The sequence below is a fragment of the Kistimonas ophiarachnellae genome, assembly GCF_057552235.1.
The window spans coordinates 320,742-339,581 of record NZ_BAAJPA010000004.1; the positions used below are offsets into that span (position 1 = coordinate 320,742).

At 53.3% G+C, this 18,840-nt stretch carries 15 protein-coding genes; 6 read left to right on the forward strand and 9 right to left on the reverse strand.

All coding sequences use genetic code 11. The annotated features are described in order from the left end of the window. Positions 1-43: 43 nt before the first annotated feature. The gene (locus AC27K1_RS07015) at positions 44-1,291 is read right to left on the reverse strand and encodes an MFS transporter (protein ID WP_487149365.1); all 1,248 of its coding nucleotides are present in this window, start codon (positions 1,289-1,291) and stop codon (positions 44-46) included. 140 nt (positions 1,292-1,431) lie between these two features. Here AC27K1_RS07015 and AC27K1_RS07020 point away from each other — a divergent pair, with 140 nt between their 5' ends. Continuing rightward, positions 1,432-2,046: a cupin domain-containing protein gene (locus AC27K1_RS07020; RefSeq protein ID WP_487149367.1), complete on the forward strand. Its 615-nt coding sequence runs from the start codon at positions 1,432-1,434 to the stop codon at positions 2,044-2,046. Between the two features lie 61 nt (positions 2,047-2,107). Here AC27K1_RS07020 and AC27K1_RS07025 read toward each other — a convergent pair whose 3' ends face one another. The 8 genes from AC27K1_RS07025 to AC27K1_RS07060 form a co-directional block, all read right to left on the reverse strand. Further along, positions 2,108-2,233 (reverse strand): hypothetical protein, encoded by a 126-nt coding sequence (locus tag AC27K1_RS07025; RefSeq protein WP_487149368.1) that lies wholly within the window; start codon positions 2,231-2,233, stop codon positions 2,108-2,110. Positions 2,234-2,255: 22 nt separating this feature from the next. Continuing rightward, a complete protein-coding gene (locus AC27K1_RS07030) occupies positions 2,256-3,194 on the reverse strand; it encodes an ABC transporter permease subunit (protein WP_487149369.1) in 939 nt (312 codons plus the stop codon). Beyond that, positions 3,184-4,107 (reverse strand): ABC transporter permease subunit, encoded by a 924-nt coding sequence (locus AC27K1_RS07035; protein ID WP_487149371.1) that lies wholly within the window; start codon positions 4,105-4,107, stop codon positions 3,184-3,186. Before AC27K1_RS07035 ends, AC27K1_RS07030 begins: the two co-directional genes overlap by 11 nt. Before the next feature lie 10 nt (positions 4,108-4,117). Continuing rightward, positions 4,118-5,242 carry a polyamine ABC transporter ATP-binding protein gene (potA, locus tag AC27K1_RS07040; RefSeq protein WP_487149424.1) on the reverse strand — a complete coding sequence of 375 codons (1,125 nt, stop codon included), beginning with the start codon at positions 5,240-5,242 and terminating at the stop codon, positions 4,118-4,120. 145 nt (positions 5,243-5,387) lie between these two features. Further along, a complete protein-coding gene (locus tag AC27K1_RS07045; protein WP_487149373.1) occupies positions 5,388-6,491 on the reverse strand; it encodes a polyamine ABC transporter substrate-binding protein in 1,104 nt (367 codons plus the stop codon). Between the two features lie 80 nt (positions 6,492-6,571). After that, positions 6,572-7,951, reverse strand: a complete 1,380-nt coding sequence (locus AC27K1_RS07050; protein WP_487149375.1) for an aspartate aminotransferase family protein — start codon at positions 7,949-7,951, stop codon at positions 6,572-6,574. Between the two features lie 60 nt (positions 7,952-8,011). Then, entirely contained in the window at positions 8,012-9,361 is a 1,350-nt protein-coding gene (locus AC27K1_RS07055) for a glutamine synthetase family protein (RefSeq protein WP_395180054.1), read from the reverse strand. A gap of 55 nt (positions 9,362-9,416) precedes the next feature. Continuing rightward, on the reverse strand, positions 9,417-10,199 hold the full coding sequence (locus tag AC27K1_RS07060) for a gamma-glutamyl-gamma-aminobutyrate hydrolase family protein (protein WP_487149377.1): 783 nt from the start codon (positions 10,197-10,199) through the stop codon (positions 9,417-9,419). A gap of 391 nt (positions 10,200-10,590) precedes the next feature. Here AC27K1_RS07060 and AC27K1_RS07065 point away from each other — a divergent pair, with 391 nt between their 5' ends. The 5 genes from AC27K1_RS07065 (at position 10,591) to AC27K1_RS07085 (ending at position 18,801) form a co-directional block, all read left to right on the forward strand. Next, a complete protein-coding gene (locus tag AC27K1_RS07065; protein ID WP_487149379.1) occupies positions 10,591-11,958 on the forward strand; it encodes a glutamine synthetase family protein in 1,368 nt (455 codons plus the stop codon). 107 nt (positions 11,959-12,065) lie between these two features. After that, a complete protein-coding gene (locus AC27K1_RS07070) occupies positions 12,066-15,344 on the forward strand; it encodes a mechanosensitive ion channel domain-containing protein (RefSeq protein ID WP_487149381.1) in 3,279 nt (1,092 codons plus the stop codon). A 41-nt stretch (positions 15,345-15,385) separates the two neighbouring features. Then, positions 15,386-15,934, forward strand: a complete 549-nt coding sequence (locus AC27K1_RS07075; protein ID WP_487149382.1) for a hypothetical protein — start codon at positions 15,386-15,388, stop codon at positions 15,932-15,934. Between the two features lie 41 nt (positions 15,935-15,975). Further along, positions 15,976-17,436, forward strand: coding sequence for a protein adenylyltransferase SelO (locus AC27K1_RS07080; RefSeq protein ID WP_487149384.1), 1,461 nt, complete (start codon positions 15,976-15,978; stop codon positions 17,434-17,436). A gap of 90 nt (positions 17,437-17,526) precedes the next feature. Then, positions 17,527-18,801: a bifunctional O-acetylhomoserine aminocarboxypropyltransferase/cysteine synthase gene (locus tag AC27K1_RS07085; RefSeq protein ID WP_487149386.1), complete on the forward strand. Its 1,275-nt coding sequence runs from the start codon at positions 17,527-17,529 to the stop codon at positions 18,799-18,801. Positions 18,802-18,840 lie beyond the last annotated feature (39 nt).

Consider the following 18,840-nt stretch of genomic DNA (forward strand, 5'->3'; position numbering starts at 1 on the left):
AAAGTGCACAGATATACAGAGTCCTTTTTGGGGTATTGGGAAATCAGTCAGGAGGGTTCTGGTTGATCAGGCTTTTTATAAGAGCAAGGGCTATCGTGGTTGTGACTATTAACCAGACCACTGGTGCTGTTGGCCTATGCGTGGTTGTAACCAGCCAAAGGGCAATGACAGGTGTCAGGCTCCCAAACACCCCCTGGGCCAGATTGTAACCCAATGCCAACCCTGTCATGCGGACAGGTTCGGGCAGCAGGCGAAAGCACACAATGGCACTGCTGCCATAAAAGCCCGCCAATAGAATGGAAAATGCAGTTTGTGCCAGCATCACGTGCCAGAGAATCTGGCTGTTAATGAGCCAGTAAAGAGGGAGATACAGGAGAAGCCCGGTCGTTGCAAATCGCCAGAGAAGCTGTATTGCAGGGTATTGATCAGCAAGACGCCCAAACAAGGGGATCAACAGAACCATGAGCAACATATTGGCTGAGTTAATGGTTAGCGATAGCGATCGATCAAGGGCTAAATGTTCTGACCAATGCACATTGATATAGATGAATATCAGAAAAAAACAGACCCCATTGAGCAGGTTGATCGCCATCACGCGTATCATGGGCATCTTGAACTGCTCCATGACCAGGCGAATCGGAAGTCTTTCGGGTTTGTTGTGTGTACTGGGAGGGAGGTAATAACGAAGCATCGCCACGACGATACAGCCTGTCGCACCCATCAAAAATGCCAGTCGCCAGCCGTAGACTTCAATCATTACGTCGGGTAATACGATGTGGATAACCATGGCGATGACAGATCCCGCCAAAATGCCGGTCAGCCCACTGACATGCACGAGGCTGGCATAAAGCCCTTTACGGTTCTCTTTGGCGCTTTCCCCCAGCATGACTAATGTGCCGCTGACCTCACCGCTCATCGACAGTCCCTGAAGCATGCGTAAAAGAATCAACCCGGCAGGGGCATACCAGCCAAGCTGTGTATAAGTTGGCAGGAGCGCCATACACAGTGTGGCTGCCGCCATTATCCACAGGCTGAGGAGTAACGCCTGCCGTCGCCCATACTGGTCGCCAATATGTCCAAGCAGGATGGCGCCTAAAGGACGGATCAGAAAACCAAGGGCAAATGTAAGAAACGTCGCGGCAAGGCCGACTGTCGCGTTATTGTCCGGAAAAAACTGTCGGGCAATCACTGGTGCGAAATAGCCATAAACGGTGAAGTCATAGAGCTCGACGAAATTCCCGCCCAGCGTCGCAAGTAAATCCCGGGTGCGTGTATTCGGTTTATTCAACACATCCATTATCCAGCATTGAGTCAGGTGTCACTGGTTATAGACAGGCTTTGTAAGATTGACCTGTGGATAGGTGCATTGTTCCTTTTAACTGGCGATTCAGGCGTTTTTTTGCTGTCTTTCAGCCAAGACATCGCTTAACCATGTCAGATATACTGAACACTTTGTTAACGAATGTTTTACAGAGTGGTTCCAGGGAGACGTACGCATTGGATGTCGGATTACGCCTGAAAGCGGTACGCAAGCTGCACAATCTTTCCCAGCGGGAGCTTGCCAAACGGTCCGGAGTGACGAACAGCACGATCTCCATGATTGAGAAGAACAGTGTCAGTCCATCTGTCAGTTCGCTCAAGAAAGTGCTGAGCGGTATTCCCATGTCGCTGGTGGAATTTTTCTCCATGGATGTCGATGAATCCGTGGTTGAGCCGGTGGTCTACCGTGCCGATGACATGCTGGACATCGGAATGGGAGAGGTGTCCATAAAGGTGGTGGGAAAAACCCGGGAAAAGCGGGATATGGCCTTTATGAATGAAGTTTATCCACCCGGTGCAGACACGGGTGTGGAAATGCTCAAACATGAAGGTGAAGAGGCTGGCATTGTGGTTGAAGGCCGGCTGGAACTTACCGTTGCGGATCAGGTGTATATTCTGGAAACCGGTGACGGTTATTACTTTGACAGTACCCAGCCTCACCGTTTCCACAATCCGTTTGATGTCGCCTGCCGTCTGATCAGTTGTACGACACCTGCAAACTTTTAAGGCAAAACCGAGGGCATGTTCTTCAAGCGGAGTCGTATGCCTTCCGGTTAATACACAGCCTTCAGAACATCCCGGTAAAGTCCGCTGCCGCGAAGGTCGCTGAAGAAACCTTGATCCCACACGCGTTAGCCATGCCAGCCAGTGCGGACAGCATAATCCCCATGCATGCAATGATTGTTCTTTTCATAGGGCTCCCTTTACAGCATGGGTCAGGCAGGCTCTGCCTCAGCCTCCTTGTCGGCAGAAACGACAACAGAGCGCACCGTTTTCCGTGCAGCAAACTCTGAACCCGATTTTTTGTAGGGCGCCAGTTCTTCCATGTCGGCAGCCAGTTGTTGTAATCGACGTTTCTCGGCACGGCGCATCACCCACCAGGCGATAAACGCTGCGAGGGAAACGGCGAGTATGATAAGCGAAGCCAGCGCATTAATCTGCGGACTTACCCCCATTCTGACGGAAGAAAAGACAACCATGGGCAGAGTGGTGGAACCCGGACCGGAGACAAAGCTGGCAATGACGAGGTCATCCAGCGAGAGCGTAAACGACAACAGCCATGCTGCGGCCAGTGCCGGCGCGATACCGGGCAGGGTGATCAGGAAGAAGGTTTTCATGGGGCGGGCGCCCAGATCCATGGCCGCTTCTTCCACGGAAATATCCGTTTCCTTGAGTCGTGAAGAAACGACAACGGCCGCATAAGCGGTACTGAAAGTGACATGGGCAATCCAGATGGTCAATAGTCCCCGTTCTGCCGGCCAGCCAACCAGCTGGGCAAGTGCCACAAACAACAGCAGCAGCGACAGACCGGTAATCACATCCGGCATAACCAGTGGTGCGGTAATCATGCTGGAAAACGCCGTTTTGCCGGGGAAACGGCGATAGCGCAGCATGACAAAGGCAGCCATTGTCCCCAGCACAACTGCCATGCATGACGTGTAAAAGGCGACCTTCAGACTCATCCAGATGGCGCCGAGTATCTGGTCATTTTCCAGCAGCACACCATACCACTTGGTGGAGAATCCGGCCCAGACAGTCACCAGGCGGGATTCATTGAAGGAGTAGATCACCAGGATGATCATCGGCACATAGAGAAACATCAGGCCTGCAATGAACATCAGTGATGTAAACGACAGTTTTTTATTATTTCTCATGTTCAGCCTCCAACTCCCGGGACTGATAATGATTGAACAGCGCGATCGGTATCAGCAGCAGTGCCAGCATGACCATGGCGAGGGCTGCGGCCACAGGCCAGTCGCGGTTGTTGAAGAACTCCTGCCACAGAACACGGCCAATCATCAGGGTATCAGGGCCGCCGAGCAGCTCGGGAATCACAAACTCACCGACCGCAGGAATAAAGACCAGCATCGAACCCGCAATAATGCCGGCTTTTGATAGTGGCAGAGTCACTTTTAGGAACGCTTTCCAGGGCTTGGCGCCCAGGTCGGTCGCAGCTTCAAGCAGTGAGGGATCATGTTTGATCAGGTTGGCGTACAGCGGCAGGATCATGAACGGCAGATAGGCATAAACGATACCGATATAAACGGCAAAGTTCGTGTTGAGCATGGGCAGAGGATCGTTGATCAGACCCAGGCTCATGAGTGCATTGTTGATCAGGCCATTATTCTTGAGCAGACCAATCCAGGCATAGATTCGAATCAGGAATGAGGTCCAGGAAGGCAGCAGGATCAAGAGCAGCAGCGTCGCCTGCATATGCTGGGGAGCCCGGGCCATGGCATAGGCCATGGGGTAGCCAATCAGCAGACAGAGTACCGTGGAATTAAACGCGATGATGATGGAGTCCAGGTACGCGGCAACATAGAGTTCGTCATCCAGCAGCAACAGGTAGTTGCCAATATTCAGGACAAACGTCAGCGTCTCATCGGTATATTCGACAATGTCTGAATAAGGGGGGATCGCAATCTGGGCTGACGCAAAACTGATTTTCAGGACAATGGCAAAAGGTATCAGGAAGAACAGTAATAACCAGAAATAGGGAATACTGATCACCAGTCGTCGACCGAAGGCGCCCTGCAGGGGCGCGGCAAGCGCTTGCATCGCTTTCATAAGCCCCTCCCTAGGCATTCAGAACTACGGCACTGGCCGGTTCCCAGCTGACAAATACCGGATCGTCCCAGGTGGGCTGTTCGGAATGGCGATGTGTGTTCACATGGGTGGATTGCACCACTTTTCCGGAAGGCAGCTTGATGTAATACACCGAGTGGCCACCCAGGTAGGCGATGTCATAAACGACGCCGGATGACCAATTGTGATCGCGGGCCGGTTTATCTGTGGAGATGGTGGTTTTCTCCGGGCGAATCGCGACCCAGACATTGGGGTCTTCCGCTGCGGAGGTAATACCGTGGTTCACGAATACCGGTGTATCCAGCAGATGGGATTGAATAACAACATGATCCGCTTCATCCTCAACAATCTGACCTTCAAACATATTCACGGAACCGATGAATTCGGCGGTCATGCGACTGTTGGGAGTTTCATAGATATCTTTCGGGGCGCCGGTCTGTACGATCCAGCCGCTGTCCATAATCCCGATACGGTTCGCCATGGTCATGGCTTCTTCTTGGTCATGGGTGACCAGCATGCAGGTCACGCCGACATTTTCCAGAATGTCGACCACTTCCAGCTGCATTTCGGTACGCAGTTTTTTATCCAGTGCGCCCATGGGTTCATCCAGCAGCAACATCTTCGGACGCTTTGCGAGGCTGCGTGCCAGGGCAACGCGCTGGCGTTGTCCACCGGACAGTTGATGCGGCTTGCGTCGTGCATATTGGCTCATGTGAACCAGCCGGAGCATTTCGGCGACACGGTCAGCGATTTCTGCCTTGGGTAAACCGTCCTGTTTCAGGCCAAATGCAATGTTCTTTTCCACGCTCATATGGGGGAAAAGGGCATACGACTGAAACATCATATTGATCGGGCGTTCGTAGGGGGGCAGGGAAGTGATGTCCTGGTCTTCCAGAAGAATGCGTCCGGAGGTGGGCTTTTCAAAACCGGCGAGCATACGCAGCAGGGTCGATTTGCCTGAGCCGGAACCACCCAGCAGGGCAAAGATCTCACCTTTATGAATATCCAGAGAAACACTGTCGACGGCCAGTGTTGTGTCAAACCGCTTGGAGACACTATCAATACGCAGAATGACGTCTTTTTTCCCTGGTGCGATGCCGGAGCCTGTGCCGGTCATTTGCCGTTCCGAACTTCTGGTGACAGCCATAGCCCGCCCTTCTTATTGTTAGTCGTTAATTACGTGCAGGATGTTGTATGAATTCTCTTGCGCCTTGCAGCCTGCAATGACGGGGAGCATTGCAGGCTGTCACGGTTTCAATCGCTTACTTGTTGGTCTTCAGCTTGGTGAAAGTCCGGGTCACCAGACGATCAATCCTGGGAGGCAGCACCTCGAACACATACAGGTTCTTTTCAGCTTCCCTGGTTGGATAGATGCCGGGGTTGGAGGTGATTTCCTCGTCTACCATCGCCAGTGCCGCCTTGTTGCCGCTGGCGTAGGAGACGTAGTTCTGGATCTCAGCCATGACCTCAGGCTCAAGCAGGTAGTCCAGGAAGGCATAGGCTTCATCAACGTTCTCAGCATCTTTCGGAATGGCCAGCATATCGAACCACATGCCTGCACCTTCCTTGGGAATCACGTATTCAACAGCAACACCGTTATCGGCTTCATCGGCACGGTCTGCTGCCTGCAGGATATCGCCGGACCAGCCGACTGCGACACAGATATCGCCATTGGCCAGATCAGTGATGAACTTGGAGGAATGGAAATAGGTGATATGCGGACGGATTTTTTTCAGCAGTGCTTCAGCCTGCTTGTAGTCACTCTTGTCTGTGGAGTTTGGATTCAGGCCCAGGTATTTCAGCGCAGCAGGAATGACTTCGGTCGGTGCATCCAGCAGTGCGACGCCACACTGGTTCAGCTTGCTGATATTTTCTTCCTTGAAGATCAGGTCCCAGCTTTTGACCGGTGCATCTTCACCCAGGTATTTGGCAACCAGCCCGGGGTTATAACCGATACCTGTTGTACCCCAGAGATAAGGGAAAGAATGTGCATTGCCTTTGTCGTAGGTTTCCAGCAATGCCATAAGGTTGCCGTCCAGGTTCTTCCAGTTGGACAGTTTTTCCTTATCCAGCGGTGCGAAGACGCCCGCTTCAATCTGACGGGCCATAAACGACGCGGAAGGTACAACGATATCGAAGCCGGTCTTACCAGACAGCAGTTTGGCTTCCAGTACCTCGTTGCTGTCAAACACGTCATACACCACCTTGATGCCGGTTTGTTCTTCAAACTTGGCGATGGTGTCTTCAGCGATATAGTCGGACCAGTTGTAAACGTTCAGCACTTTTTCCGCGGCCATGGTCAGCGGTGAGGCCAACGCACAGATCGCGGCGGTAGACGCCAGGAACTTGCCTGTTTTTTTGAACATTCCTTTCCCCTGTTTTCTCGTTGTTGTTATGGCTTGTTTTATGATGCTGGGGCACACGGGGCTGGTGCCCCGTAACCACCTTAACTTTTCCTGACCGCTTCGAAGGTCAGGTCAAGGCAGCGTACTGCTTTTTCGATCAGTTCATCGATTTCTGCATGATTGATCACCAGTGGCGGTGAAATAATCATAGTGTCGCCTACTGCGCGCATGACCAGACCGTTCCTGAAGCAGAAATCGCGACACAGTGTGCCAGTTGTCCCCTGATCATCAAAGCGCGTTCGTGCTGCCTTGTCTGCGACCAGTTCAATAGCACCAACCATGCCAACACCGCGGGCTTCTCCCACAAGTGGATGATCCGCGAGTTCCAGCCAACGCTTTTGCAGATAGGGGGCAGTTTCAGCCTTCACGGTTTCGACAATGTTTTCATCCTGCAGGATACGGATGTTTTCCAAGGCAACGGCGGCTGCGACGGGGTGGCCGGAATAGGTGTAGCCGTGATTGAAATCACCGCCTTTCTCAAGCAACACATCTGCGACTCTGTCACCAACCATTACGCCACCAATGGGCAGGTAACCGGAAGAGAGTCCTTTGGCGATCGGCATCAGGTCAGGCTTCAGATCATAGTACTGGCTGCCGAACCATTCACCGGTACGGCCAAAACCACAGATAACTTCATCGGCGATCAGCAGAATGTCGTAACGGGCCAGAATCTCTTTCACTGCAGGCCAGTAAGTAGATGGCGGTACAATCACACCACCAGCGCCTTGTATTGGCTCGGCAATAAAGGCTGCGACCTTGTCTTCACCTAACTCCAGGATTTTTTCTTCCAGGGCTTTGGCGGCTTGAAGGCCGAACTCTTCCGGGGACTGCTCACCACCTTCGCCAAACCAGTAGGGCTGCTGAATATGCACAATGCCCGGAATCGGCAGATCTCCATGGGCATGCATGGGCTTCATTCCACCGAGGCTGGCGCCAGCAACGGTGGAGCCGTGATAGGCATTTTGACGGCTTATGATGGTTTTCTTACCGGGCTTACCTTTCAGGTCCCAGTAGCGACGCACCATTCTAAGTACGGTGTCGTTTGATTCAGAGCCGGAACTGGTGAAAAACACATGGTTCATGTGATCCGGTGTGACTTCTACCAGCTTTTCTGCCAATGCAATGGCGGGCGGATGGGATGTCTTGAAGAAACTGTTGTAGTAAGGCAATTCCTGCATCTGACGATAGGCGACGTCTGCCAGTTCCTTACGGCCATAGCCAATGTTCACACACCAGAGGCCGGCCATACCGTCGAGGATACGGTTGCCATCACTGTCTTCCAGGTAAACGCCTTCTGCGCGGGTAATGACGCGTGCGCCTTCCAGTCCTAACGCCTTGTTGTCGCTGAACGGATGCAGATGGTGTTTGCGATCCAGTGCCTGTAGCTGTGCAGTATCAAGGGGCAAAGTCATGTCGTTCATTATTATTCTCCGAAAGCAGCTGCCGGCCTGAGGCCGGCAGATCACAACAACTGGGTTTATTTAGACGGTCATTTGCAGGTACTTGCGTTCCCAGGAGCTGATCACGCGCTTGAAGTTCTGATACTCGGCTCGCTTGACCTCAACGTAGGCCTGGACAAACAGCGGGCTCAGGATTTCTTTCAGCTCCTCACTGTTTTCCATGCATTCCAGGGCCGCTTCCAGGTTCAGGGGCAGGCTTGCCGCCGTGGATTCTTCATAGGCACTCCCATGAACCGGCTTACCGGGATTGACGCGTTCGACCATGCCAAGATAGCCACATAACAGGGTGGCCGCAAAAGCCAGATAAGGATTGGCATCAGCACCAGCCAGACGGTTTTCAACGCGGCGTGCACTGGGGGAGGAATCCGGTACGCGCAGGCTCACGGTACGGTTATCAATACCCCATGCCACATTGACCGGGGCAGAAGTTCCCGGCAGAAAACGACGGTAAGAGTTTACATTCGGCGCAAACAGCGGCATGCAGGCGGCAATATGCTTCTGCTGCCCGCCGATGAAGTGCAGGAATCTGTCGGTCTGCGTACCGTCATCATTGCTGAAGATATTCTTGCCGGTCTTCGTATCCAGAATACTCTGGTGAACGTGCATGGAGCTGCCTGGTTCATCGCCAATGGGCTTGGCCATGAAGGTGGCGGTCATATTATGTTTCAGGGCGGCTTCGCGCACTGTACGTTTGAAGACGAAGACCTGGTCTGCCAGGGAGAGCGCATCACCGTGACGGAAGTTAATCTCCATCTGGGCGGTGCCTTCTTCGTGAATCAGGGTATCGATATCTAGGTCCTGTTGTTCACACCAGTCATAGACATCCTCAAACATCGGATCGTATTCATTGGCAGCATCAATACTGTACGACTGTCGTCCAGATTCCTGTCGACCGGAGCGACCGACGGGCGGCTCCAGCGGAAAGTCCGGGTCTGCACTGCGCTTGGTGAGGTAAAACTCCAGCTCTGGTGCGACGACGGGTTTCCAGCCTTTCGCTTCGTAGAGTGAGAGCACTTTCTTCAGCACATTGCGGGGGGACATGCTGATGGGATTGCCCTGCTTGTCGTAGCAGTCGTGAATGATCATGGCGGTGGGTTCAAGGGCGAAGGGCACCATGAATACCGCGCTTTCATCCGGCTTGAGAATCATATCGATCTCGGCCGGGTCAATCAGATCGTCATAGACGTCATCATCGACATAGTCGCCGGTGACGCTTTGTATCAGGATGCTTTCCGGCAACCGGATGCCTTTTTCATCAATGAACTTGTTGCAGGGCATGATTTTGCCCCGGGCAATCCCGGTGAAATCGGTAATGATGCATTCCACTTCCGTGATCTTGTTTTCTTTAAGCCAGGCGCTTAATTTTTTCATTGCTTTGTTGCCTGTGTTTTTAACGTGTCTAAATCCGTTGTGGTACTGTCCGGAATCAGGATGGCCGGCCGGCGGCCCGTGCGGCGCATGCCTTGCCAAAGGCCTGGAATATAGACAGATAGAAAGGGGATTCGTTCACTTTCCATTCCGGGTGCCACTGCACGGCCAGGGTAAAGGCTTTGCTGTCAGGAACAGAAATCGCTTCGATCAGGCCGTCTGGTGCTCTCGCTTCGACCTGCAGCCCAATGCCCAGTCGATCAATGCCCTGGGTGTGTAACGAGTTCACCTGTTGTGACCCTTCGCCCACGAGTTCTGCCAACAGGCCACCGGGCTCAATGGTGACGTCATGTGCGGGGCTGTACTGTTGCTTCAGCGGGTCATCCTTGTTTTCCCGGTGATCCATGAACAGACCGGTCTCGTGCAGTTCCTGATGCAGAGTGCCGCCCCAGGCAACGTTCATTTCCTGGAATCCACGGCAGATGCCCAGCAAGGGTACGCCCGCATCAACCGCGGCACGGAGCAGCGGCAGGGTGGTGTGATCTCGGAGTGCGTCGTGGAGTGTACCTGGCTTACTGGGTTCGCCTTCATAGTGGTGAGGCTCAACATTGGAGTAGCCACCGGTGAAGAGCAGGCCGTCGAGCTTGTCGAGCAGTGGTGCAACCGCCAGCGGTTCGGGCAATGAGGGAATAATCACGGGAAGGGCGTCTGCGCCATTAACGACACCCGTAAGATACTTCTCCCCCGCCATATGAAAGCGGTGCGGGTCGACCATCTTGCTGTCTGCAACGACACCGACCAGGGGAACCGGGCCTGACTGCGGCCGGAATGCGGTACTCATGCATCACCTTTGCTTATTGGAATTCTGATCTTATTATTTTCTGTTCTGCACTGTTCGTTTTTTTTAACACTTGTCGCTGCGTAAAAGCAAGAGCTCTGCCAATGTGCCAAAACCGTGGCACCGCGCGCGGCGCCAGCTTCCTTATGAAGCAATTACAAAAAAAATACAAAAATAGCGGATGATTTAAGCCCTATGACAGGGCGTTTTTTGGGTGTGATGCGCTAATCCGGACGTCGCTGGCTGTATTAACTTCCCCTTTGGGCTGATATTTACTGGTGAACCCAAAATAATGGTTGAAATATTTTACAAACCCGTTCAGCGTTACCCCAAAAGGCATCGCGCATGAAGCCGTGCCCTGACAAAGAATAATGACAACAAAACGGATACCGTTATGGATGCAGTAAAGTCTGAAGCCGGTTTTTCCTCCTTTCTTGAGACGCACGCGTCAGTCTCCCGCATTGACCTACTTATTCCAGATATTAATGGTGTGATCCGTGGCAAACGGGTGGATCGCTCGGTGCTGGCCAAGGTGTTCAACAAGGGGGTCTATCTTCCCGGGTCTGTGTTTGGGTTGAATATCCAGGGTGAAACCGTTGAGGAAACCGGGCTTGGTCTGAAGCAGGGCGATCCGGACCGACTCTGTTTTCCGGTAGATGAAAGCCTCTGCATTGTGCCCTGGCAGAGCCAGCCGACCGGACAGCTGCTGATGACCATGCATGAGCTGAATGGTGAACCGTTCTTTGCTGATCCCCGACACCGTTTGCTGACGATTTACGAGGCATTCAGCGCGCTGGGGCTGACGCCGGTCACTGCGGTTGAAATGGAGTTTTATCTTGTTGACCGGGAACGTGATGGCGAAAAGCCGCAGCCACCCCTATCACCGGCTACCGGCAAGCGGGAATCGGAAACGCAGGTCTACTCTATTGATAATCTGGATGATTATGCGGACTTTCTGGCCGATGTGATCGCTGCCGCCCGAGAGCAGGGACTGCCGGCGGATTCCATTATCGCGGAATATGCGCCAGGCCAGTTTGAAGTGAATCTGCATCATGTGGGTGATCCCGTGTTGGCCTGTGACCATGCCATCCTGCTCAAGCGGGTGATTCGTAATGTGGCGTTGCGTCATGGCGTTGAGGCTACTTTTATGGCTAAGCCTTATCCTGATCAGGCGGGTTGCGGGATGCATGTGCATATGAGCCTTCTGGATGCACAGGGCAACAATGCATTTGCTGGCACTGATGATCAGGTCAGCCAGGTGCTGGAACAGGCTATTGGTGGATTGCTTGCTTTGATGGGCGATTCAATGGCGCTACTGGCGCCGAATGTGAATTCCTACCGTCGGTTTGCACCGGAGTTCTTCACGCCCTGCGCGCCGACCTGGGGGTTTGATAATCGTTCGACGGCGATTCGCATTCCGGCTTGCGATGCCGCGAATACCCGGATTGAGTATCGGGTACCCGGTGCGGATGCCAACCCGTACCTGGTAGTTGCGGCGATCCTGGCGGGTATGCACTACGGTCTGACAGAAAAGATCACGCCGCCCCCGGCAGCCACTGGCAATGCCAGCGAAACCCATCCCCGTTCTTTGCCCGATAACCTGCGGGATGCGATGCGTCGCATGGAAAACTCAGAGGTTCTGCGTCGCTATTTTGGTGATGCCTTTGTTGAGGTGTATCTGGCCATTCGAAATCAGGAGCTGGAGACCTTTGAGAAGGTGATTTCTGGCGTTGAGTACGAGTGGTTTTTGGGGAGTGTTTGATCAATCTCACGCTTAAAAAATTATTCACAGGATAAGTAGGTAGTCAGACAGCCAACTTCTAGACTTTCTGTATAGGCATCAAATCTTCACAGAATGACAGGGAAGTCATGTACAGAGTGCATTGGGCGTTGGCGTTTGGCTGTGCTTTTTTTCTCAGTATTGAGCAGGCCGTCGGAAATCCGGCACCGCTACCCACGGACATCCGCCCCCCCAGTATTGAGGCAATCACCCAGGCACTGGATACCCTTAAGCCGGCGGATAAGCCGTTGCCCGAGCAAAAGCAGTCGCTGGCTGATATTTACCAGCAGACACTGCTATTTCTCAAGCAGGCAGACAGTGAACAGCAGCAGTTGAATGAACTCTTGCTGCAACTGGAAGATGCACCGGAGGAGACAACACGTCTTCAGGAACAGATCAAATCCACAGAGATTCCAACCGAAACGGATTTGCTGGAAAAACTGCGTCATCAAACCCCTGAATATCTCAAGAAAGCCCTGATTGACCGGCAGGCGGAACTCTCTGAACGCCAGACCCAACTGGCGAATACCAATAGCCGGGTCACCATTGAGCGGGCACGGCCGGAAAATAACCAGACGATTATCAGTAAAAATCAGGAGCGCCTGAAAGTCTTGTCTTCGCAGCTGAATCTGCTGTTGGCGGAAACATCGGCCGGCGCCTTGGTGGAAGCAAAAAAGTCCCTGTACATGGCGGAGATGGCGGCACTGCAGCAGCAGGATAATCGCCTGAACCTGGAAATCCGCAACAGCAGTATCCGGCTGGAGTTGATCACTGCCCGGCAGGTGCTGCTGTCCCGGCAGGTTCGGGTGCTGGAGCTGGATGTTCTTTCACTGCAAACCGTCATCAACTACAAGCGGCGGGCGGCCAGTGAAGCGGCGGTGGCCATTGCCTCGCATATTACCCGCTCCAGCGCAGGCAAGGGGGAACTGCTCCGCAATGAAGCCGTGATCAACATGGAGCTGAGCCAGGAGTTGCTGGCGATCACCGACCGCATCAGTGAGATCAGTGAACAGAATACGCGGGTCAGGGAACAGCTGAAGAACGTCAGTGCGATCAGCCAGAGTGTGCAGCAGAAATCGGTGTTGCTGGGCGAAAATCCGCGGTTGGCGGCGTTGCTGCGTGAAAGTCGCATGAAACTGCCCAAGATCTCCGTTAACAAGGAGATCCCGCATATCATCACCCAGGCGCGATTGCAGAAATTTAATCATGACCAGGAAAGACAGCGTCTCAGTCCACCTGAGCGCTATGTGGATAAACTGCTGGAATCCGCTGGTAACCAGACTGCCTTGAGTGAATCAGATCGTAAAGAGCTGCTGCGCTTGCTGCGTACCCGACAGAAACTGCTGGAGGACCTGTCAACCGAACAGGGTAACCTGCTGACGGCGGCGATCAGCCTGGACCTGGATCAGCAACAATTGTTGAGCCTGGGGCGCGACCTGTCACGTACCCTGAAAGAACGCCTTTACTGGATTGCCAGTAATAATGAGCTGGGGATGGACTGGCTGATGGCGGCGCCTGACCGGCTGTTCCAGCAGCTCGAGATGATTCCGTGGAAAGGCATTGCGACACACGTCTACACAACACTGCGGACCAACTGGCTGATTACCATACTCTGTCTGGCATTTTGCACCTGGCTGCATTCGCGCAGACGTTACCTGCATGCCATGCAGCGTGCCTTGACCCGACATATCGGGCATATCCGCTATGACAACCTGAAACATACACCCAAGGCGTTAGCCTTAAGTCTCCTGCAGGTGTTGCCGGCACCATTGTTGCTCATGCTGGTCGGGCTGGCGCTGATCAGTGGGACGCCACCATGGCCCGGGGTAGAAAACCTCGGGCGCGCCATGATTCAGACCGCACCTGTCTGGTTGCTGATGCTGCTGGGTATCCATGTGTATGCCCCGCATGATATCGGCATGGAACATTTTGGCTGGCTGGCACGGGACTGCCGGGCGCTTATGGGACAGATGCGGCGCCTCGCCATGGTGATGGTGCCCCTGTTTTTTGTGGTCAGTCTGGCGAAGGGGCAGTCAACGGAGCTGGAGCATGACCTGATCGGCATGCTATTGCTGATGACCGGCTCATTGCTGCAGGCCTGGATCATCATCAGCATGGTCAAAACGTCGGATGAGCTACTGGGCTCGAAATTACTGAATTTTATGATTTTGTCCGGACTGGTGGTGGTTTCACTGGGGCAGATGGCACTCACCGCATCCGGCTACTATTACACCGCTTTGCAGATGCAGCATCAGCTGGTGGGTACGCTGCTGCTGGTTGGGCTTACCGTGATGATTCAGGCGCTGATCAAGCGTAACCTGCACGTGGCCGAACGGCGCCTGGCCTATTCCCGCGCTATATCCCGTCGGGCGGCCAGCAGTGAAGAAGGGGATGCGGCGTCATTTGAGGAGCCGACCCTGGATCTGGCGACTGTGGAGCAACAGTCACTGCGGCTGATCAACGCCTTGATGGTGGTGGGTTTACTGCTGGTGTTGTACTGGCTGTGGCAGGATCTGTTTGGTCTTCTTCACTTCATGAACAACATTACGCTCTGGGAAGTGGGGGATGCTAAGGGCGATGTACCGGTTTATCTCAGTGACCTGCTGCTCAGTATTCTGGTGCTGGTGACCATGTTTATCCTGGCGCGAAACCTGCCGGGTTTACTGGAGGTCACGATTCTCTCACGGCTTAACCTGCGTCCCGGTAACAGTTATGCCGCCACCACCTTGCTCAGCTACACCATTACCGGGTTGGGTGTTGTCCTGTCCCTGGCAACACTGGGCATCGGCTGGGATAAACTGCAATGGTTGGTCGCGGCACTGGGTCTGGGGATTGGTATCGGTTTGCAGGAAATTGTCGCCAACTTTTTCTCGGGTTTGATTATTCTGTTTGAGCGTCCTGTCCGGATAGGCGACACCATTACCCTGGGGGAAATTACCGGTGAAGTGACGCGTATCCGAATCCGTTCCACCACGGTCACCGACTGGGATAACAAGGAAATCATCATTCCCAACAAGATGCTGGTGAATGAAAAACTGATCAACTGGTCCCTCAGCAGTTCAGTGGTCCGCGTGATCCTGCCGTATTATGTCGCCCACGAAGAAGACCCTGTGCAGGTACAGAAACTGCTGCTGGAGGCGGCCCGTGAGCATCCCGGGGTTGTCGAGAAACCGGAACCTCTGGCATTGTTTATGGAGTATGGCGACAGTGCGTTGCACTATGAATTGCGGGTCTATGTCACCCATGTGGACGAGCGTTTGAGGGTGCGTGACGCCCTCAATACCCGGATCCAGACCCTGTTCAGTGAACACAACATCACTGTCGCCTGGCCCAAGCAGGATGTCTTCTTTCATACTGAACGACGTTGAAAGAGGGTCGTGCCTTCACGGACGTGTTCCCGGAGAATCTTGTGTCAGTCAGACCGTTGCCTTTGAATGCGTTGGTTCGGGTGTTTCGTGAATCCATTGAGGGCGAGGGCGCCTGGTCCAATGGGTTTGTGATCGAACAGAGTCAGGAACTGTTACTGCTGCAGTTGATCAATGACCGTATCAGCCTGGATGGCTACCAGTTGCTGCGGCAGTCTGATATCACCAATATCGAACAGCCCATGCCCCACCACGGCTTTATTGAAAAAGCGCTTGAGTTACGTCAGCAACACCCCGTTCATCCAGGTATTGTGAATATGTCGTCCATGGAGAGCGCGCTGCAATCCATCAGCCAGAGTTCGCCCCTGGTGACAATCCACCAGGAATCCCTGGAGCCCGATATCTGCTGGATTGGCAGGGTGGTCATTACCAGCCAGGGATCACTCTACCTGAAATGCATTACCCCGGATGCCCGGTTTGAGCAGGATGTCGACAGTTACCGCATTGCGGATGTCAGCCGGGTGGATTTTGGGGGAGATTATGAACAGATTCTCTGGCGTGTCGCGCAGGATGGGATGCAGGACGCAGAATAACCCAGTACCATGCTCGGAAAATCTGACGCACAGGATTTTGCATGCCCTGCTTTGATCACCTGGTTTTCGATAACGGTTATTCACAGCTGCCGGATGTCTTCTACTCAAAAGTGACGCCACAGGCGCTGGAGAATCCGCGCCTGGTCAGTGTGAATACCCGCGTTGCCCAGTTACTGGATCTGGATCCGGACGATCATGCAGGCATGCTGGCTGTAACCGCAGGGCAGCATGTGCCAGCGGATGCTGATCCACTTGCTATGGTGTATGCCGGCCATCAGTTTGGTGTTTATGTGCCACGGTTGGGAGATGGTCGGGCGCTGTTGCTGGGGGAAGTCAGAAATCACCAGGGCGAGAAATGGGATCTGCATCTGAAAGGTTCTGGCCATACGCCGTATTCCCGGCAAGGGGATGGTCGGGCGGTATTGCGTTCTTCCATTCGTGAGTATTTATGCAGTGAAGCCATGCATGGGCTGGGTATTCCGACGACGCGCGCCCTGTGCCTGGTAGACAGCGACACGCCGGTGCAACGTGAAAAGATGGAGCGAGGGGCGACCATTCTCCGGGTTGCCCAGAGTCATGTGCGCTTCGGTACTTTTGAATATTTCTATTACCGCAACAAGCACGCAGAACTCAAACAGCTGGCGGATTTTGTGATTGCCGAGCACTTCCCGGCATTGGCCAATGAGGCAGATTGCTACGAACGTTTTTATCATGAAGTCGTCAAGCGCACTGCTGCGATGATTGCGCAATGGCAGGCTGTTGGGTTCTGTCACGGCGTTATGAATACCGACAATATGTCCATTCTTGGACTGACACTGGATTATGGTCCCTTTGGCTTTATGGAAGCGTTTGATGCAGGGCACATCTGCAACCATTCGGATTTCCAGGGCCGCTATGCATTTAATCAGCAACCCGATATCGGTTACTGGAACTGCGCTTGTCTTGGCCAGGCATTGTCGCCGTTATTCAATAATGATGTGGATGTTATTAAAGGAATTCTTGCGCAGTATCCTGATGCTTTTGCTGAAACCTATTCGATCCTGATTCGTAGAAAGGCTGGGCTGTTTGTATCGAAGGAAAACGACAGTCGTCTGTTCGATCAACTGTTTACATTGATGCAGAGTAGCAAAACAGATTACACGCTGTTCTTCCGGCGACTCTGTGATTATGAACCGGATGGTGATAATGCTTTGCTGAGAGATCTGTTTGTTGATCGTGATGCTTTTGATCAATGGTGTAAGAACTATGACGTTCGCTTATCTGCTGAAAAAGACTCAGCGTCTGAACGTCGACGTGCAATGCAGCAGGTAAACCCTAAATATGTAATGCGCAATTACATGGCACAGATCGCCATTGATCAGGCAGAAGCCGGTGACTATAGCGAGGTCGATAATCTGTTGGCATTGCTCAGTGATCCCTATGCAGAATGGCCTGAACAGGAGACTTATGCGGGATTACCGCCGGATTGGGGCGCTTCACTGGAAGTAAGCTGTTCTTCCTGACGCTTTCATTGATTCAATACCGCGTTTTTTTTGGGTATGCTGCCCGTTCCCGGTCAATAACCCCCAACAATAAACCAGGGCAGAATAACGATGAAGCTGGAAACTCAAGCCATTCACGCCGGATATTCACCAGATCCTACGACCAAGGCTGTTGCCGTTCCCATTTATCAAACAACCTCTTACGCCTTCGACAATACCCAGCATGGCGCTGACCTGTTTGACCTGAAAGTTGAAGGCAACATCTATACCCGCATCATGAACCCGACCACAGCGGTGCTGGAACAGCGGGTGGCGGCGATGGAAGGTGGTATTGCCGGCCTGGCGCTCTCATCGGGTATGGCAGCCATCACTTATGCGATCCAGACCATTGCGGAAGCGGGCGACAATATTGTCAGCATCAACAAACTGTATGGCGGTACCTATAACCTGTTCGCTCATACACTGCCCAAGCAGGGGATTGAAGTGCGTTTCGCACCCCATGATGACATTGATGCGCTGGTGGATTTGATTGATGCAAACACCAAGGCCGTGTTCTGTGAAAGTATCGGTAATCCCCTGGGGAATATTGTCGATATTGAAGCACTGGCGAATGCGGTTCACGCGCAGGGGGTTCCACTGATTGTGGATAACACTGTCGCATCACCGGCGTTATGGCGGCCCATCGAACATGGTGCGGATATTGTCGTCCATTCTCTCACTAAATATATGGGCGGGCATGGCACAACCATTGGCGGTGTCATTGTGGATTCCGGTAAATTCCCGTGGGCTGATCACAAGGATCGCTTTCCTGTGCTAAACGAACCTGATCCTTCTTATCACGGTGTCGTTTATACCGAGGCGCTTGGCCCGGCAGCGTTTATTGGACGCGCCCGCGTTGTGCCGTTGCGTAATACCGGTGCGGCCATATCACCCATGAATGCCTTCATGATTTTGCAGGGATTGGAAACACTGGCGTTACGTATGGAGCGTCATTGTGAGAATGCACTGAAAGTCGCCGAATTCCTGCGTGATCATGATCAGGTGGAATGGGTGAATTATGCGGGGCTTCCGGATAGCCCGGATCACCCACTCTGCCAGAAATACCTGAATGGTCAGCCTTCCGGCATTCTCAGTTTCGGGATTAAAGGCGGTCAGGTGGCAGGCGCACGATTTATCGATGGGTTGCAGCTGGTCACGCGACTGGTCAATATCGGCGATGCCAAGTCGCTGGCCTGCCATCCGGCTTCAACGACCCACCGGCAGCTGGATGATGAGGAACTGGTAGCTGCAGGTGTCAGCCGGGATATGGTGCGCCTGTCCATCGGTATTGAACATGTTGACGATATTCTCGCGGATCTGGATCAGGCGCTGGCGCAGTCTGTCTGATCCCGGGAACTGACTTGCGCCACGTTCAGTGGCGCAGGT